This is a genomic window from Variovorax ginsengisoli (assembly GCF_030486595.1).
Lineage (GTDB): Bacteria > Pseudomonadota > Gammaproteobacteria > Burkholderiales > Burkholderiaceae_C > Variovorax > Variovorax ginsengisoli_B.
This window is the reverse complement of record NZ_JAUJZH010000038.1, coordinates 1-16,831: the sequence shown is the minus strand read 5'-3', so window position 1 is coordinate 16,831 and position 16,831 is coordinate 1. Positions and strand designations below refer to the sequence as shown.

Sequence of the window (16,831 nt, the reverse complement as noted above, 5' to 3'; positions counted from 1 at the left end):
CCCTGGGTGCGTAGGGCGCACAGGGTGCGCAGGGTGCGCACGTTCGGATTGTCAAAGTCCTGACGGGAAGCACCACGCCATCGGATGCAAAACTGAGTTTCCGCGTTGGAAACAATATGCATGAACGTCAGACGGGGCCCGCGCTGAAACGCAGCTGCACGCAGCCCCGCCCGCCGCGGGGATCTGTGAAGGCGCGGGACGTCACGCGACTTGAGAATGAAGTCCCAACCCGTCCGCGCAACAGGGTCAAGTCCAGTAGCATGAACACGCCGCACCTGTCTCGCGTCTACCAAACTACCTGGAATCGACGCCACTCGCAGGGTGAACCACTCCCGCATGCCTAGGTCGTAGGCGCCAGTGTGCTGGTCCACATCGGAGTTCAGAAACTGATCGACCAGATAGCCATTAACGGCCTGCTATTCGACGCCATCAAACGCGATTTGAAAGGGGATCCGCGTCGACTCGGCTGCTTCTCCTCGGCGTGTGCGATGTCAGTCACGGCTAACGCCCGAGGGATGCTGTGCGGCTGCGTGTCCTGTGAGCCGACTCTGAACTGCTCTCTTGGCGCGGGCCCGCAGACACTGAATCCAGGAAGAAATCAATTGAGAATTCGATCAGTTTCTGGAGTTCGAGCTGGCTGCCTTCTCGCGGAACTCGCCGCGCAAGGATCAGCGCCGCAACGCCATGTTCCATTGCCCATGCCGAATGGGACAGGTACTCCAACGACTCTTTTGCCCAACCCTGCGCAAGGGCCAGATCAAAGATCGAATTCGCGAAGTAGGCATAGGACTTGTCGCCAGTATCGGTGAACTCGCCACGCCGGAACTCGGGCAGCACACGAGGCCCGATCATCAGATCGAATAACCCCTCGTGCATCTGCGCGAAGCGCACGTAGCTGAGCATCATTTCGCGAGCTTTCGATCGTGGCGCCAACTTCTTACCGGATATGGCTTCGCGCTGCGAAACCAATTCACGAAATCCGGCGCTAGCGATCGCCGCCAGGAGTTCCTCCTTTCCCCTGAAGTGTTTTGATGGAGCAGCTTCCGAAACACCAACGCGTCTGGCCAACTCACGCAGGCTGAGTTCGACGGCACCCTTCTCCTCGAACATCTTGCGCCCCTCCGCGACGAGGGCATGCCGAAGCGTCCCAGGCGCGTAAGTGGTTCCTTGCGTTTTCGCCGCAACCATTGGGCTAGCCACTCCACGCTTCGGTCCTGTTGGCTTTCCTGCGGTGACTGCTTGCTTCTTCGCCATCGGTGTCCTTCTCGTTGAACTCAGCTAGGTGGCTCAGGGCGGGAAAAGGTTCCCGCATTCCCTGTCCACTGATTATCCACTCCTAGGGTTAACACCGTATCTTCGCCAAAGTTAACATCGTTATCCTTGGCGATAACAACAAATTCCGATGCGCGATGAGGCTCGGACAGGAGCAAATATGACATCCATAGCCACGGTATGGCTACACCCTTGGAGTCGTCACGATGCGAAGACCTCTCGCCCTCAATAATTGCGTGCCGATCGCCTACAACTTTCTTTAGGGCGGGGGCCGCCTCAACCGAAGGGTTTGTGTAAACGCGAGGTCCTCCCCCCAATCGAATTCGGAATGCGCGCTAACTGCATACCGGCGACATAGCGCCAACCATCATGAGTCACCCAGACATGCAACGGAAAGAAGAAATGGAATCACTGACTGAAACGTCGGTCCGGCTCATCACGGCGAATCCGCGATTCATCGCTCTGGTGAACGCGCGAGCGCGCTTTCGATGGGCCTTGTCCGCAACCATTGTCGGGCTGTTCTTCGGATTCGTCTTGATGGTTGGCTTTGCCAGGAAATTCCTAGAAACGAGATTAGGCGATGGCCCATTCCCCCTTGGGTTCTATCTTGCGATCGGTATGGTGCTCTCTGTGGTAGGGCTCACCGGCATCTACGTGCACAGGGCAAGCAGCCTTTTCGGACGCATGACCGACGAACTTGTAGAGGAGATGGGACTGTGAACCCACAAACCCATTCCCGGTTGGGCTCTCTGTTTGGAGCCGTGGCACTGGCTCTCATCGGATCGAGAGTAGCCCACGCCGACGGCATGCCTTCGACGACGCCGCACACATCTGGAACGTCCGCCATCGCCCTGGCGATGTTCTTGTTGTTCGTTGCCGCGACGCTTGTCATCACGTGGCGCTCGTCCCACAAGACAAAATCAGCCGCAGATTTCTACGCGGCTGGCGGTGGAATCACGCCACTTCAGAACGGCTTCGCAATCGCAGGTGACTTTCTCTCCGCTGCCGCCTTCCTAGGGATATCCGCCCTGGTCTACGCGAACGGATTCGACGGCATGCTCTATGCCATCGGCTTTCTAGCGGGATGGCCGATTGTCCTGTTCCTGATTTCCGAGCGCTTGCGTAACCTGGGGCTCTACACGGTCTCGGACGTGACATCGTTCCGACTCGACAGGAAGCACGTTCGCGTCTTTTCGTCGATCAGCAGCCTCATCGTCGTCGCGTTCTACCTGATCCCACAGATGGTGGGAGCAGGCAAGGTCGTGCAATTGCTGTTCGGTCTCCACTATGTTTACGCGGTCGTCATTGTGGGTGTCCTGACGGTGGTCTATGTGACGGTCGGGGGCATGCAAGCCACTACTTGGGTGCAGATCATCAAGGCCGCGCTCCTGCTGATCGGCGGCACTCTGCTGGGGTTTTCAGTCCTCTGGCACTATGGCCTCAGTATCGATCGCTTGATGGCCGATGTAACGCAAGTGCATCCAAAGGGCAGCGCTATCCTGCTCCCGGGCGGGCTGTTCAGCAATCCTGTATCTGCGATCTCGCTTGGCCTGGCCTTGATGTTCGGAACAGCCGGGCTTCCCCACATTCTGATGCGTTTCTATACCGTGCGTGATGCACAGGGAGCGCGCAAATCGGTCTTCTATGCGGGGTGCTTCGTCGCTTACTTCTGCCTTGTAATTCCGTTGATCGGGTTTGGAGCCGCGGCGATTCTGATGAATGACCCGAGCTACTTCACCAGCCCTTCGGCGTCCAGGACCACAGGCCTGATCGGTGGCACCAACATGGCTGCGCTGCATCTCGCAAATGCCATGGGCGGCCCATTGTTCTTTGGCTTTATTGCGGCAGTGGCATTTGCAACGATCCTGGCCGTAGTCGCTGGACTGACGCTCGCAGCGGCCTCGGCTGTCAGTCATGACTTGTATGCGCAGGTCATCGCCAAGGGGCGTGTGTCCGAGCGGACAGAGATCTGGGTCTCCAAGATTTCTGCGATCGCTATCGGGCTCATTTCCGCATTGCTCGCTCTCTTGTTCGAGAACCAGAACATCGCGTTCATGGTCGGCCTGGCCCTCGCCGTTGCGGCAAGCTGCAACTTCCCGGTGCTTGTCATGTCGTTGTACTGGCGTGGCATGACGACTTGGGGTGCGCTGGGCGGAGGCGGGCTCGGCCTCGCGAGCTCGGTGGTTCTCGTCGGATTGAGCAAAACGGTATGGGTGGATGTATTCCACTTCAAGGCAGCGATCTTTCCATACGACAACCCCGCGATCGTCTCGATGCCGCTGGCGTTTCTCGGCATCTGGCTGATCTCGAGCCTGGACCGGAGCGTCCGTGCAGCTTCAGAGCGCAACGCGTTCGATGCTCAACTGGTTCGCGCCGAAATCGGGATAGGACGTCCAGTGACCGCAATCGTGTCACACTGAGAGCCCACGACATTGCGATAGCGTTCAGTGAGAGCCGGCCCTTTCAAACCGCTTTGTCCGTGAGAATCCAATGAAAACAGCCGGCTATCAACAAGACGGCGCCGCGGGCATCGGCACTATGTGCAAGCGTCCCAAAACCTCTTGGACGTGGCCTCGCGGCGAGCAGATCGGCCGGCCGCATCGCGTCGTCGGTCTTACGCCCAGGCACAGGGCCGCCGCCCGCGATGCTAACGCAGGTCATCACGGTTTTCTTTTGAAGGTTCATGCCCGTACAGCGCATATAAATAACTTGAATGGTCGCCAACATTGTGCGGCAACATCGGCATGCGGCCCTTGTCATCGAAGTCTGCGATGCGTGCTCAGGGGAGCAATGCTCCAGGCGATCGTCCGGGGTTCTCGTGAACCCGCGGGTCCAACTGATAGACGGGTTCGAGGCCCCAAGTACAAACCGACCTCTGTGCCGGACGCCGCCCCCCGCTAGGGGCATGCCGTCATGGGTCGTGGATCCCGCCAAGTGCGGTGGAACGACTGACTACTAGTATGAAAGCCATTTGGTACGACAGCGTTGTCAGGCGACACGACAAACTGCCCCCCTGACGACATGAGGAATTGACCCCCCTCATGGCAGGAGGCCAAGATGGAAGGCAACGTGTTCGAGCAAGCTCCGCGATCCGAACGGATCGATTGGAGACAGGCGATGCAGGCACCGGAGGACGTGGAGGCGATGCTCAAACTGGCGTCGCTCGGCTGGGGCGCCAAGCGCATCGCCAACGAGTTGGGGTGCAGCCGCAACACCGTGCGGCGATACCTGCGCCAAGGCGGCTGGCAGCCCTACGAATCGCCTCCGAGAGTCGGTCGCTTGACCGAGCACGCCGAGTGGTTGGCAGGCCAGTTCCGCCAGCACCGAGGCAACTGCGATGTCGTGCGCAAAGAGCTACTGCGCGTGCACGGCGTCGCGGTCAGCCTGCGCACGGTCGAACGCGCGGTGGCGCATCTGCGCCGAGAGCTCCTGGCCCAGAGCGTGGCGACCGTGCGCTACGAGACGCCGCCCGGCCGTCAGTTGCAGATCGACTTCGGCACCGTGCGCGTTCCGGTGGCCGACGAACCGCTGAAGGTGCACCTGTTCGTCGCAACGCTGGGCTACTCCCGGCGCACCTTCGTCGCCATGTTCCTGCACGAGCGCCAGTCGGCTTGGCTGCAGGGCCTGGAAGGCGCCTTCAGGCACTTCGGCGGCACGACGCAGGAGGTGCTCGTGGACAACGCCCGGGCCCTCGTCAACGAGCACGACATGCAGACCCGGGAGGTTCGCTTCAACGACCGCTTCCACGCCTTCTGCCGGTACTGGAAGGTGACGCCCCGGGCTTGTGCGCCGTATCGCGCACAGACCAAGGGGAAGGACGAACGCGGTGTCGGCTACGTCAAGCGCAACGCCATCGCAGGGCATCGCTTCGCGTCGACAGAACACCTGCAGGCCCACCTCGCGCGCTGGATGCGGGAGGTTGCCGACCTGCGCGTGCACGGCACGACTGCGGAGCCGCCGGCGCAACGCTTCGAGCGCGACGAGCGCCAGGCACTCGCTCCGCTGGCTGCCCGCGCTCCCTTCCTGCAGGTACGCGAGCTCACCCGGCGCGTGCACAGCGACGCTTGCATCGAGCTGGACACCAACCGCTACAGCGTGCCGTGGAAGCTCATCGGCGAGAGCGTGACTGTCGTCGTCTCCGAGCGGCAGGTCCGAGTGCTCTATGCGGGCCAGGAGATCGCCTGTCACGCGCAGAACGCTGGCCGGCGAACCACCGTCATCGAGCGCACACACCTCGCTGGCATCGTCGGCGCGAACCTCGTGGGCGTGAGCTGGCTGGTCAGGCCACCGGCCGACGGCTCGCCCGCGACCTTGCCGCCGGCAATGCCCGCCGAACTGCTGCGCCCGCTGGCCGAGTACGAGAGCGCGCTCGGAGGCCGCTGGTGACGGCCGCCGGCAAGAGGGCCAAGGCCCCGGCGTTGGAAGTGTCGGGCGACCTGGAACCGATGCTGACGCGGTTGAAGCTGACCGCCATCCGCGACCAGCTCGATACGCTGCTCGACCAAGCTGGGCGTGCCGAACTGAATCTGCGCGAGGCGCTGTCGATGCTGTGCGCGGCCGAGGTCGCGCGTAAGGACGAACGACGCATCCAGATGGGCATGTCGATTGCCAAGTTCCCGTGCGTGCGCACGCTGGAGGGCTTCGAGTACGAAGCGCAGCCGTCGGTAGATCCCAAGCAGATCCGCGAGCTTGCCACCTCGCGCTGGATCGGCAACGGCGATAGCGTGTTGCTGCTCGGGCCGCCCGGCGTGGGCAAGACGCAACTGGCCGTGGCACTCGGCCGCGAGGCCATCGTGCGTGGCTACTCTACGTTGTTCGTGCCGGCCACCGGGCTGGTGACGCAACTGGCACGTGCTCACGCCGAAGGCAGGCTCGAGGAGAAACTCGTGCACTTCACCAAGCCCAAGCTGCTCGTCGTCGACGAGCTTGGCTACCTGCCGTTCGAGGTCAACGCTGCCCACTTGTTCTTCCAACTGGTGAGCAGGCGCTACGAGCGCGGCTCGATGCTGGTGACCAGCAACCGCTCGGTTGCCGAATGGGGAGCCGTGTTCGGCGACGCCGTGGTCGCCACCGCGATCCTGGACCGGCTGCTGCATCACAGCCACGTCATCACGATCCGCGGCGATAGCTACCGCCTCAGATCGAAGCGCCGCGCTGGCCTGGTTTACCAGGCCAGCGCGAAAGATGCGGTCACAACAGATTGATCAACAACCCGGGGGTCAGTTCTTCATGTCGCCAGGGGACCAGTTCCTGATGTCGCTTGACAAGCGTGGGGCCTGCGCGTGACACACTGCGGTATGGCGTGAAGCCCACGCCGACGCCCGCGCCCGGAGAAGTGCTCGTCCGGCTTCAGGCATTGGGCGTCAACCCATCCGACGTCAAGGCACGCGCCGGCTTGCGTGGCGGCAAGAGTGCAATGGCTTACCCGCAGATCATCCCTCACAGCGATGGAGCAGGAGTCGTGGCAGGTTTGGGCAGCCGGTCGAGCCGCTTTGCTACTGGTGATCGCGTCTGGATCGCCAATGCTCAATGGCATCGAGCCTGTGGAACCGCGGCGGAATTCATCAGCATCAACGAGGCCTTGGTCTTCCCACTGCCAGCGAATGTTCCTTTCGAGGTAGGTGCAGCGCTCGGCATCCCTGCCCTGACAGCCTGCCATGCAGTTACGGGCTACGGCCCAGTCGATTCGAAGGTCGTGTTTGTCAGTGGGGGCGGTGGAACCGTGGGCAGCCTGGCTGTCCAGATCGCAAAGCAATCCGGTGCTTTCGTCGTCGCATCAGGCCGCGGGGCCGACAAGGTCCGGGTCCTTCGCCTCGGCGCGGATGCCTTCGTCGACTACACAAGCGAACACTTGGTCGACGAAGTGCTGCGTGCTACGAATGGGAGAAGGCTGGAGCATGTGGTCGAAGTAGAGTTCGGCACTAACATTCCGGCCGTCTCGGAACTCGTGTCCGAGCGAAGCGTGATCGTGGCGTATGGCTCCAGCAGGAACCAACAGCCGCCGCTGCCGTTTTATGCACTGATGTTCAAGGGCGTACGTTTGGAGTTCTTGCTGGTGTACCTTCTCACCCCGCAGGAAAGACATGCTGCGGCCAGACGAATCAACGAGATGCTGACGCGCGGTGCGCTGGAGGTCCCCGTCGCCAACATCCTCCCTCTAGAAGCATGCGCCCAGGCTCATGAGATCGTCGAGACAGAAAAACGGACGGGTGCGGTGGTGCTGCAGACCAAGGAGCCATGACAGGAATCCGCAATCCTAAAAGGGTTCAACGCCGCGTGGTTCGACCTGTGGCGCGGGGCTGCCCGCGATGTCGGCGATACGATCAACGGTCGCTGCGTGTCGAGTCGAGTCGTCCGAACACAGAGGGTGCCCTACTGGGCGCCGAGCTACGCGAAAGATTGGAGTCCCCGCGCGCAGCATCGCCCGCCCAGCCGCGCATCGCTCGTTCGGGAGGAGTATGACGCCGGCTCGCATCGGGATCGGTGTGGGTCGAGCACAGCCTGGCCTTCCGCGGTCGCGACCGCCTTTTCCAGCCCGCGGAGGGCTAGCAGGCCAGGCCCAACTAGGGGCGGCGGCCTTACGCATGACTGTCGCTGCCGGCCAAGGTAGGCGACTTCCTTACTCATCGACGCGCAGCGGGGCCGTGGGCCGCCCCGCGACTTCGACTTCAGCGCACCTGCGCCAAAAGCGGACGAGTCGCCCTCATTGCACTACCAGCGGGCTATTCGAACCATGTCATTGGCGGCCGCCTGTTTCGTCGTCCTAACAACGCGCGCGTTCTCAAACCTCTGGGCGGGTCCACTTGCGTCCGTCAGGCTCCGACGGCGCTCGATCAGTTGCCGGGGTGATTCGCCGTACCACCGCCGGCAAGCTCGAGCGTAGCTGCTCTGTTCAGAGTATCCGAGCTTTTCCGCGATCTGCGAAATCTGCATGCCCGTCGTCGACAGCTGCCAGGCTAGGGCGCGCCGCACGTCGTCCAAGATTTCCTCGAATGACGTGTCTGATTCGGCAAGTCTGCGCTGAAGTACACGAGGATGAACGGCCATCTCGTGTGCGACCTCTACGAGGGTGGCTCGGTTCAGGTTCAAAAGCCGATGGATCATTTCCTCAACGTGATGGCTCAGGGAAAAAGTGGGGCCGGTCTGGGCGAGGTAGTTTTCTGCCAATGAGAGCACCATCGCGTCCCTCCCGCGGATTGGTTCATTCAGCGCGCCGCTGGGCAGATGAATAGAGTTCACATCGCTTCCGAACTGGACTGGGCAGCCGAACACGTCGCTATACCTCTCGGAAGCCGAGATGCGACGATGCTGAAAGGTGACACGAAGCGGCACAAAACCTTCGCCGAGCATAAGTCGGAAGGCATCCATCGCGATACTGAGGCTCTTTTCGACCATCTGATCCCGATACGCAATTTGCCGCCGGGCGATTCCGAAGGTGAATTCTGCCGATCGCGATCCACGGGTGAGCAAAGTGGTATCAGGCGGCGCGCAGAAATATAGATATCGCGACACCCTGTCAAGTGCGTGGGCGACGGTCTCGGAATGGCGAATCAGGAGCGCGACGGGACCGAGGATTTCGATCCCCTGCTTGCGGCCGAGACGCATACCGAAGTCGGGGCAATCAAGTTCAACCGCCGCCGAACCGATAACTTCGGCGAAGCCCCTGTAGGTGACGAACCGCTCATAGCTACCTGCCGCGTCTGGATCGACGCCGTGCGCTCGCAAAAGCGAGTCGGCGTCGCCACCGAGAGTCGACACCAAGTTTGCAAAGTGGAGCAACGCCAAGCCCCGGATCAGATCCGTCATAGTCGTCAAATGCTAAGCAAACTTCGCTCAAAGGCAAGTCGGAGAAACCATGCCCTGTCATGATTTCCCTCGAGCGCGGTGGAACCGAACTAGCGCTCGTGCACTACAAACCGATTCAAGTCACACCGAAATTTACAACCACAGGAGAATTCAATGACCACCCACGCTGCATTCAAGGCACCCGTCTTCACGCTTCCGCAGGACGAGCTTCTAACGCTCAACGTCAAGGACATCCCGGTCATGAAAGACGCGCTAGGACCGGGGATTCACTTCCAGCCGCTGTTGGCCGATCCCGAAGCCGGGGTTTCGGCAGTAATCGGCATCTTTGCGCCCGGGATTGTGGTGCCGTCCCACCTGCACACGGGCGCCGTCCACGGATATACGCTGAAGGGCAGCTGGTTCTACAAGGAATATCCGGACCAGGTGCAGACCCCGGGCTCCTACCTGTACGAGCCCTCCTCGTCGATGCACACCTTCTGCGTCCCGGAAACCAACACCGAGGATACGGTCGTCTTCTTCATCGTCTTCGGCGGAAACGTGCACTTCGATGAAGAAGGCAAGTTCATCTCAGTTCTCGATGCCATCACATTTCAAAACCTGATCAAGACGTGTGCAAAGGCTCAGGGCCTCGATGCCGTTCAGTACTTGAAGGGTGGCTCGGCCCACTATGCCGTCGAAAGGAGTCAAAAATGACGATGCGCGCTGTTGTCATGCAAGGCGGAGGCCTTGCGATGGCCGACGCACCAATTCCTCAACCCGGATCGGGCGAGGTCCTCGTCAAGACTCTGGCGTGCGGAATTTGTGGGAGCGACCTGCACTGTGTTGCGCACGGCGGAAAATTGCTCGCTAGTGCACGCGAGGTGGCAGGCATAGAGCTCTTCGATCCCAGCAAGCCAGTAGTTCTTGGTCACGAATTCTGTGCAGAGGTGGTTGAGCACGGGCCGGGAAGTCGTGGGGCACAAAAGGTCGGCACGCGCGTCGTCTCGGCACCCTTCCTCCTCCGACCGCAGCCGGTGACACTCGGATTTGGCGGCTTGGACACGCCTGGCGGATTTGCCGAATACATGGTGCTGTCGGAAGATCTCCTCATGCCGGTGCCCGACGACGTGCCCAGTGACATGGCTACCTTGGCCGAGCCGCTCGCGGTGGCCTTGCATGCCGTCAATCGGGGTGGGCTGGGATCCGATGACGTGCCGATCGTCATTGGCTGTGGCCCCATCGGGCTGGCAGTTATTGCCGTGCTCAAGATGCGCGGCGTTGGCCCGATCGTCGCGGCGGATTTTTCGCCATCGCGTCGTGCGATGGCCGCCGCTCTTGGGGCCGACATTGTGGTCGACCCACGCGAAACGTCGCCCTACGACTCGTGGCGATCTGTCGCCGCCGCTCCGGACCCAACGCGCTTTGGTCGCCAAACGCCGATGTTCCCAGCGTTTTCATTTCGCCCTTCAATCATCTTCGAGTGCGTCGGCGTACCCGGCATTATCCAGAAGATTCTGGCCGGTGCCCCTCCGTGTTCCAAGATCGTTGTAGCTGGCCTTTGCATGGAACTGGACACCTTCTACCCCACGTTCGCCATCATGAAGGAGGTTGATCTGGCCTTCAGTATCGCCTACACGATCGAGGAATTCGCAGAGGCGTTCTCGCATATCGTTTCCGGCCGATTGCAGGTCGGTGCGCTTATCACCAGCCATGTAGGACTCGACGGGGTACCGGACGCCTTTGCCCGATTGGCCGATCCAGAACGTGATGCCAAGATCATCATCGTTCCATAGCCCAGCCGCGCACCGTCCAACTAGTGATCGGCACTAGCAGCTGTTTTACCTATGAATGCGGCACACACCAGAGACCCGGAAGGAAGCACCCGCTTCCTCAATCTGGTCTCCTTTAAATGGCTGATGGCTGGCATGGGCTGGCGCGTCGATCTGTCGCGCCTGCAGAGTGACGAGGCCTACATCGACGAGTGTCTGCAACGCGCTCTGACTAGTGACTCAGAGTTGCTGCGCAAGCGCGGTGTCGAGATGCTTGGCTTGCGGCGCGCTTCGGATGCGCATTGTGACCCTTCCATGCCGTCCACATTCGTCGCTTGACATTGTAGTGGGGGCTCAAGGGTCCAATCGTTTGGCTGCTTCGCTCCCCGGGCGTATGGGTCTGGGGAGGAATTTCATTGAGCAGATGCGAACAAGTACAAAGCTGCTTGGCGCATCTAGAGTTAATTGGAGAGTGGACTATGTCTATAGCTGACTGGGAATCGAGAAGTGTTCAATCCAATGGCCAGCGCATTCGCCTGAAGATTGCCGGATCGTCAGGGCCGATGGTGCTGTTGTGTCACGGATTCCCCGAATCGTCGTACTCTTGGCGACACCAACTCGACGCGTTAGCGGCGGCAGGATATCGCGCGGTCGCCATGGATATGCGGGGCTACGGGAGATCGTCCAAGCCCGCTGAAGCCGTCGCATACCGAATCACAGAACTGGTTGCAGACTGCGTCGGCGTGGTCGAGGCTCTGGGTGAATCGAGCGCAGTTATCGTCGGCCACGACCTAGGAGCGCCGGTGGCTTGGACCGCAGCGTGGACGCGACCAGATATATTTCGCGCAGTGGTCGGGCTTAGTGTTCCGTTCGGCGCGCGTGGCTTGGCTTGTCTACCGGGTAACCCCTTCGGCGAATTGCGGCCGAGCGTGGCGAACCGCCAGCTGGCTGGTCCTGACTCGATGTTCTATCACGAATATTTCTCCCTCCCCGGCGATATCGCGGCGCGTGAAGCAGAGCGGGATCTGCGGAGTTGGCTGACGAGTGCGTTTTACACTCTATCTGCTGACCGGCCCTTGCCTCCAGAGCTTGCAGGTGTGGACTTAACAAGGTTGCCCGAGGATATGCTCCGCGATTTTGTTCGTGCCGTCATGTCCGTGCCTCGATCCGGAACCTTCAATGCGCTACTCGAGCAACCAGAGAAGCTGCCGGCTTGGCTCAGCGAAGACATCCTAGAAGTCTGTCTGGCAGAACTTGAATATGGTGGACTAACCGGTCCGCTGAATTACTACCGGAACTCAGATCTAGATTGGGAGATTCTCGGTCAGCATCAAGGCAAGCCGATCGAAGTACCAGCGCTTTACATCGGCGGTGATCGCGACATTGTCACCATCTGGAGTCAGCAGGCGATCGCTCGCGCGCCAGAGGTGCTCATGGACCTGCGCGGATCGATCATTATTCCGAATTGCGGGCACTGGATTCAGCAGGAGCAACCCTTGGCGGTCAACCGGGAACTTCTGGCGTTCCTGCGGGCCCTGTGAGCCGATTTCAATGCAACCGACATTGGGAGTGACCTAAGGGGAACTGGCTCCTCGCTTCCTTCTAGTCCATGGCCGCGTGCCCCAGTCGGCTGTGATGTTGCGGAGGAGCCGCGTCATTGCTGAAGGGGCAGTGGATGCGCTCAAACCGCCAGGTCCGACGTCGCCAAGAGAGCGCCGACCCCGAGTTCGGCAGTCGACCCATGGACGAAACCCTTAGAAGTAAGACCAGGGCCCGGCCACCCTAGCTCGCCAACCTCCACACATGAGTTCGTGGCGATGTTCAGGACATCGGTGCAGAGTCAGGTTCGGCGGAAGCCGCTCTCGACGCGATCGGAACTGATGGGACGCGGTTGGGCGATGAATTGGCCCGCATCGGGTACGCAGGCGAGATGGAGCCCAGGCGCCATCATCCCTCGTGAGTATCTGGTACTGCATATCGAGCAAGGCCCCATTCTTGGGGGCTGAAGGTCGACTCATCGGAGTGGTCGAAAGTCGCCAAGGAATATCCGGGCAAAAGATCACGGTTCAAGGCACAGCGAACCACGCTGGAACCACGCCTACTCGCTTGCGCCATGACGCGGGTTATGTGGCCGCCGCGATCGTGGCTTTCCTGCGTGAGCAGGTGGTCAGGTGCAGCTCCCGAAACGACATTGGCCACGGTTGGCTCGCTGCGTCTCGAGCCCGACGTTATCAACGTTATCCCCCGCAAGGCAGTCATCACGGTAGACCTGCGCGATCCCGACGAACAACGTTTGCAAGCGGCGGAGAAACTTCTGGCTGCCTTCTTAGCGAAAACTGCGGTGCAGGAGGGGTGAAGATCGAAACCGAGCGGCTCGTGCGCTTCGAGCCGGTGGTGTTCGATCCCAGTCTGGCCGACGAAATCGAAGCATCAGCGCTTCGTTTTGGTTTCACGTACCGCCGCATGACATCGGGAGCTGGCCACGACGCCCAGATGATCTCGCGCATCGCACCGGCAGCCATGATTTTTGTGCCGAGTCACGAAGGCATCAGCCACAACCCGCGCGAGCACACGGAAGAGCAGCAACTCGTCCAGGGCGCTCAGGTGCTGCTGGACGTGGTGCAGCGGCGCCTAGAGGTCGGCTGAGCTGACGCGAGTCACCAGCGCGACAAAAGTCGTCGGGAGTGGCAATGTTGACGGCAACTCTCGCCCGACGATGAATTCAGAGGATTTCGGCGCTTTGCTGACAGTCGATCCATGTGCCACAGCGTTCATCGGTATCAGCGCTGTTGGTTCGAAACGCGGCGTCCCCTCCACAACGCAAGCCGCAACTTCAACGACGCCTTGCCGATCGGCGCAAGACATTTTGTCGCATTGATCAGGCACCGTCGAGGCGACTGGCGCGGCGCAGTCATTCAAGTTCACGGCGCCAGACTGAACCCGATGCCTTCGTCGAGCATTGCTAGTCCACTGAATCAGAAGAATTGGTGGTGTCGGCGCTGGGGATTGTCGTACTTACACTTCAGCGGCTTGGGGTCCTTGTTGTGCCGACGGATATATCGCATGAGCTTCTTGTCCAGGTCCTTGAACGAGGTGAAGATGCCGCGGCTGATGACGTCGCGCTGGATGCGCGAGAACCAGTTCTCGACCTGGTTGAGCCACGACGAGTAGGTGGGCGTGTAGTGGATCCGCACGTTCTCGTGTTCAGCCAGGAAGGCCTCGACCAGCTCGGTCTTGTGGCTGCTGACGTTGTCGCAGATGACGTGGATCTCGCGGCCCTGCGGCTGAGTGCCGACGACGTCGCCGAGGAAGCTGACGAACTGCTCGCTGGTGTGGCGCGAGGCGGTCATGCCAAGGACTTCGCCGGTAGCGGTGTTCAGGGCAGCGAACAGGCTGAGGGTGCCGTTGCGCTTGTACTCGAACCCGTGGCTCTCGGCATGGCCCGGCGCCAGCGGCAGCATGCGGTCCTTGCGATCCAGCGCCTGGATCGCCGTCTTCTCGTCCACGCAGAACACGGCGGCGTGCGCCGGCGGGTTCAGGTACAGGCCGATCACGTCCGCAGCCTTGGTCTCGAAGTTGGGGTCGTTGGAGACGAGGTGCCGCTCCAGCCGATGCAGCTGCAGTCCGTGCTTGCGCCAGATGCGCTGCACGGCAGAGAACGATACGTCGCCCAGTTCGCCCGCCAGCTTGCGGCTGCTCCAGTGCGTGGAGCCATCTTTCGGTTTGTGCTTGAGCGTCCTGTTGAGCACACGCGCTTCCAGCTTGGCCACCGGCCGTACAGGCGCGCGGCCCCGGGTGCAGCGACACCAGCCCGGCGAGACCTTGAAGTTCAAACGCCTTGGTCCATCGCGTGACGAAAGCGTCGTTGCAGGCCAGCTTGGCGCGGATGTCTACCCGACGTTCACCCGTCGGCCCACAGCAGAACGCAACGCGCGCGCCGCGCCAACGCTGCACTGCCACTGCGCTTGCGAATCACTGCTTCCAGTTCGCCGCGCTCGTCGGCCGTCAACTTCATCCTGTGCATGCCTTTCAAGATGGAGCATACACATCCGATTTCAACGATTCAGTGGACTAGTACCCGGCCCACACCGGGGAGAGCGGATTCTCACACAAGCAGCCATTCCCCAGCGGAGGGCTTCGATTGTTGTCGGTTTGGAAACGGCGCGGGGGCGGCTTGCCTGTTCAATGTCTCACTGGGCGACTTATATTTGAACCATCGCCCACCCTCCCGAGGTCGCCTATGTCTACCGTTCCATCGCCCCGTTCTGCCGAAGCCGCTGCCCGCGCGGTGGCACAAGGCGTGGAAGCCGATCTGTCGATCGAGCTGCCCGGCCGCGAACCGGTCAGTGCTCGTGCGTACGGACAGCGCGCCAAGGGAGACGTGGCGCCGCTGGTGCTGCATTTTCACGGCGGCACCTTCGTCTGCGGCGGCCTTGACAACGGCCGCAATGTGGCGCGGCTGCTGGCTGGAGCGGGTGCGGTGGTGGTGTCGCTCGCCTACCCGCTGGCGCCCCAGTCGCCATTCCCGGAGCCCATCGAGGTGGGCTATGCCGCCCTCGAATGGCTCTACAAGCAGCGCACCAAGCTCGGCGGCAAGGGCGCGAAGGTGTACCTGGCTGGCGAGGAAGCCGGCGGCAACCTGACGGCCGCAGTGGCGCTGATCGCCCGCGACCGGGCCTATCCGCCGGTGGCGGGCCAGATCCTGCTTTCGCCGATGCTCGACCCGTGCGCCGGCACTGCCTCGCTGCGCAACGCCACCAGCGACGAGCCCGAATGCCGCTGGGCCAGCGGCTGGAAAAAGTACTTGAACGGCCCCTCGAGCACCGTGCATCCCTATGCGGTGCCGAGCGGCTCGTTGCGGCTGTCGTCGCTGGCGCCCGCGCTGGTGCTGGTGGGGGCGGACGACGCCATGCGCGACGAAGCGCTGACCTTCGCGGGCCGCCTGCGTGCGGCGGGCATCGAGGTCACGAGCAGCGTTCTGCCCAGTGCTTCGAACTGGCCGAAGGCGCTGTACGACCCCGAGAGCACGGGCTGTGTGGACTGTGCGGCCACGGTGCAGCAGCATTTCCGCGAGTTCTTCAGCGCGACCATGCCACCGACCGTGCCTTCGGGTGCCGCGGCGAACCACCCCAGCTAGCTCTCGGCCAGCCACGGCTGCCTGATCGACACACTGCCAGTGCGGCACCGTGCCGGGGCCTCTTTTTCCCTGATATCCGCCTCCTAGTGCAGTGCGCGCAAAGTATCAGAACGTAATTGCTCCGGCATACTCCAATCGCCCAGGAGGTTGGAGCGATGCGGGTTGCCAAGACGATTGAGTTGGACGAGAACACCGAGCGGGAGCTTCGTGTACAGCTTGCGGCGCAGCTCAACGATGGCCAGAGCTACATGAGGCGCGATGGACCGAGGTGACTTCTCGGGGCGAGAGGATTTGTCCAGCAGGCCCGACGCGCCATCGACCAGGTGACGGGCGAGCCACTTGCGGGCGGTGACGGCACTGACACCATGCGCGGCAGCGGCATCTGATGCGCTGACGCCACGCTCAGTGATGTCTTGAACCATCTCCAGGCGGCGCAGGTACGTCAATCGGGCATTCTTATGGGTGTTCATCCGGTTCAGAGTTGTGAGTCGATTGGGGGTTTGGCGATTTCCAGTCTCTCAAAACTTCTCCGGGTGAACACCCGCAATAACCTATTGGGCCTTCATACCTAGCCGTTGGCATGCTGCGCGTGGTCAACGACATCCTTCAAGCCAAAGGCCTGTTGCTGCGTACCGGCACTGCTGTGGATGCCACGCTGATCGCCGCGTCCAGTTCGACCAAGAACGCTGAAGGCGAGCGTGACCCCGAGATGCATCAGGCCAAGAAGGGTAATCAGTGGTATTCCGGCATGAAGGCCCTACAAGGGCTTCCCTCAGTTTGTCAAACGCCGAGCCACCGCGTTGGATCGGAATGATCGAACACGTCGGCTGAATAGCTCCTTGAGAATCTCAACACCGACTGCTGCTGC

Annotated in this window: 12 protein-coding genes and 5 pseudogenes; 13 read left to right on the top strand and 4 right to left on the bottom strand. The window is 61.3% G+C overall.

The features are described 5' to 3' along the window. Nucleotides 1-501: 501 nt before the first annotated feature. Nucleotides 502-1,254, bottom strand: a complete 753-nt coding sequence (locus QZH52_RS33940) for a TetR/AcrR family transcriptional regulator (protein WP_301815610.1) — start codon at nucleotides 1,252-1,254, stop codon at nucleotides 502-504. 420 nt (nucleotides 1,255-1,674) lie between these two features. Between QZH52_RS33940 and QZH52_RS33935 the strand changes: the two genes are divergently transcribed. From QZH52_RS33935 to QZH52_RS33915, 5 genes are all read left to right on the top strand, one after another. Further along, nucleotides 1,675-1,992 (top strand): DUF485 domain-containing protein, encoded by a 318-nt coding sequence (locus QZH52_RS33935; RefSeq protein WP_301815608.1) that lies wholly within the window; start codon nucleotides 1,675-1,677, stop codon nucleotides 1,990-1,992. After that, a complete protein-coding gene (actP, locus tag QZH52_RS33930; RefSeq protein ID WP_301815607.1) occupies nucleotides 1,989-3,692 on the top strand; it encodes a cation/acetate symporter ActP in 1,704 nt (567 codons plus the stop codon). The genes QZH52_RS33935 and actP overlap by 4 nt, the downstream gene beginning before the upstream one ends. A 697-nt stretch (nucleotides 3,693-4,389) precedes the next feature. Continuing rightward, nucleotides 4,390-5,658, top strand: a complete 1,269-nt coding sequence (gene istA, locus QZH52_RS33925) for an IS21 family transposase (protein WP_301815605.1) — start codon at nucleotides 4,390-4,392, stop codon at nucleotides 5,656-5,658. Then, entirely contained in the window at nucleotides 5,655-6,476 is an 822-nt protein-coding gene (gene istB, locus QZH52_RS33920) for an IS21-like element helper ATPase IstB (protein WP_301815604.1), read from the top strand. The genes istA and istB overlap by 4 nt, the downstream gene beginning before the upstream one ends. A gap of 98 nt (nucleotides 6,477-6,574) precedes the next feature. After that, entirely contained in the window at nucleotides 6,575-7,513 is a 939-nt protein-coding gene (locus tag QZH52_RS33915; protein ID WP_301815603.1) for an NADPH:quinone reductase, read from the top strand. Between the two features lie 470 nt (nucleotides 7,514-7,983). On the opposite strand, the gene QZH52_RS33910 is transcribed toward QZH52_RS33915, so the two are convergent. Continuing rightward, nucleotides 7,984-9,078 carry an AraC family transcriptional regulator gene (locus tag QZH52_RS33910; protein WP_301815601.1) on the bottom strand — a complete coding sequence of 365 codons (1,095 nt, stop codon included), beginning with the start codon at nucleotides 9,076-9,078 and terminating at the stop codon, nucleotides 7,984-7,986. A 153-nt stretch (nucleotides 9,079-9,231) separates the two neighbouring features. Between QZH52_RS33910 and QZH52_RS33905 the strand changes: the two genes are divergently transcribed. The 6 genes and pseudogenes from QZH52_RS33905 to QZH52_RS33880 all read left to right on the top strand — a co-directional run. Then, complete coding sequence (locus tag QZH52_RS33905; RefSeq protein WP_286622432.1) at nucleotides 9,232-9,771, top strand: 2,4'-dihydroxyacetophenone dioxygenase family protein; 540 nt, start codon at nucleotides 9,232-9,234, stop codon at nucleotides 9,769-9,771. Next, nucleotides 9,768-10,850: a zinc-binding dehydrogenase gene (locus QZH52_RS33900; protein ID WP_286622433.1), complete on the top strand. Its 1,083-nt coding sequence runs from the start codon at nucleotides 9,768-9,770 to the stop codon at nucleotides 10,848-10,850. Before QZH52_RS33905 ends, QZH52_RS33900 begins: the two co-directional genes overlap by 4 nt. 51 nt (nucleotides 10,851-10,901) lie before the next feature. Then, nucleotides 10,902-11,165 (top strand): hypothetical protein, encoded by a 264-nt coding sequence (locus QZH52_RS33895; protein ID WP_301815595.1) that lies wholly within the window; start codon nucleotides 10,902-10,904, stop codon nucleotides 11,163-11,165. 140 nt (nucleotides 11,166-11,305) lie between these two features. Next, a complete protein-coding gene (locus tag QZH52_RS33890) occupies nucleotides 11,306-12,367 on the top strand; it encodes an alpha/beta fold hydrolase (protein WP_301815593.1) in 1,062 nt (353 codons plus the stop codon). Between the two features lie 572 nt (nucleotides 12,368-12,939). Next, nucleotides 12,940-13,113, top strand: a pseudogene (locus QZH52_RS38775) (Zn-dependent hydrolase); the annotation flags it as partial. Next, nucleotides 13,062-13,472: pseudogene (locus QZH52_RS33880) on the top strand (M20/M25/M40 family metallo-hydrolase); the annotation flags it as partial. The pseudogenes QZH52_RS38775 and QZH52_RS33880, both read left to right, overlap by 52 nt. 329 nt (nucleotides 13,473-13,801) lie before the next feature. Here the strand turns inward: QZH52_RS33880 and QZH52_RS33875 are convergent. Beyond that, nucleotides 13,802-14,859 (bottom strand): annotated as a pseudogene (locus tag QZH52_RS33875) (IS630 family transposase). A 207-nt stretch (nucleotides 14,860-15,066) separates the two neighbouring features. Here QZH52_RS33875 and QZH52_RS33870 point away from each other — a divergent pair. Then, the gene (locus QZH52_RS33870; protein WP_301815590.1) at nucleotides 15,067-15,963 is read left to right on the top strand and encodes an alpha/beta hydrolase; all 897 of its coding nucleotides are present in this window, start codon (nucleotides 15,067-15,069) and stop codon (nucleotides 15,961-15,963) included. A 215-nt stretch (nucleotides 15,964-16,178) separates the two neighbouring features. On the opposite strand, the pseudogene QZH52_RS33865 reads toward QZH52_RS33870, so the two are convergent. Next, a pseudogene (locus tag QZH52_RS33865) lies at nucleotides 16,179-16,433 on the bottom strand (leucine zipper domain-containing protein); the annotation flags it as partial. A 98-nt stretch (nucleotides 16,434-16,531) separates the two neighbouring features. Between QZH52_RS33865 and QZH52_RS33860 the strand changes: the two are divergent. Further along, a pseudogene (locus tag QZH52_RS33860) lies at nucleotides 16,532-16,732 on the top strand (IS5/IS1182 family transposase); the annotation flags it as partial. Nucleotides 16,733-16,831 lie beyond the last annotated feature (99 nt).

Bases quoted from the DNA above. Each gene is read 5' to 3' on its own strand.
- QZH52_RS33940 (WP_301815610.1), bottom strand. From the start codon at position 1,254: ATGGCGAAGAAGCAAGCAGTCACCGCAGGAAAGCCAACAGGACCGAAG.
- QZH52_RS33900 (WP_286622433.1), top strand. From the start codon at position 9,768: ATGACGATGCGCGCTGTTGTCATGCAAGGCGGAGGCCTTGCGATGGCC.
- QZH52_RS33890 (WP_301815593.1), top strand. From the start codon at position 11,306: ATGTCTATAGCTGACTGGGAATCGAGAAGTGTTCAATCCAATGGCCAG.
- QZH52_RS33895 (WP_301815595.1), top strand. From the start codon at position 10,902: ATGAATGCGGCACACACCAGAGACCCGGAAGGAAGCACCCGCTTCCTC.
- QZH52_RS33910 (WP_301815601.1), bottom strand. From the start codon at position 9,078: ATGACGGATCTGATCCGGGGCTTGGCGTTGCTCCACTTTGCAAACTTG.
- QZH52_RS33870 (WP_301815590.1), top strand. From the start codon at position 15,067: ATGTCTACCGTTCCATCGCCCCGTTCTGCCGAAGCCGCTGCCCGCGCG.
- QZH52_RS33935 (WP_301815608.1), top strand. From the start codon at position 1,675: ATGGAATCACTGACTGAAACGTCGGTCCGGCTCATCACGGCGAATCCG.
- QZH52_RS33905 (WP_286622432.1), top strand. From the start codon at position 9,232: ATGACCACCCACGCTGCATTCAAGGCACCCGTCTTCACGCTTCCGCAG.
- istA (WP_301815605.1), top strand. From the start codon at position 4,390: ATGCAGGCACCGGAGGACGTGGAGGCGATGCTCAAACTGGCGTCGCTC.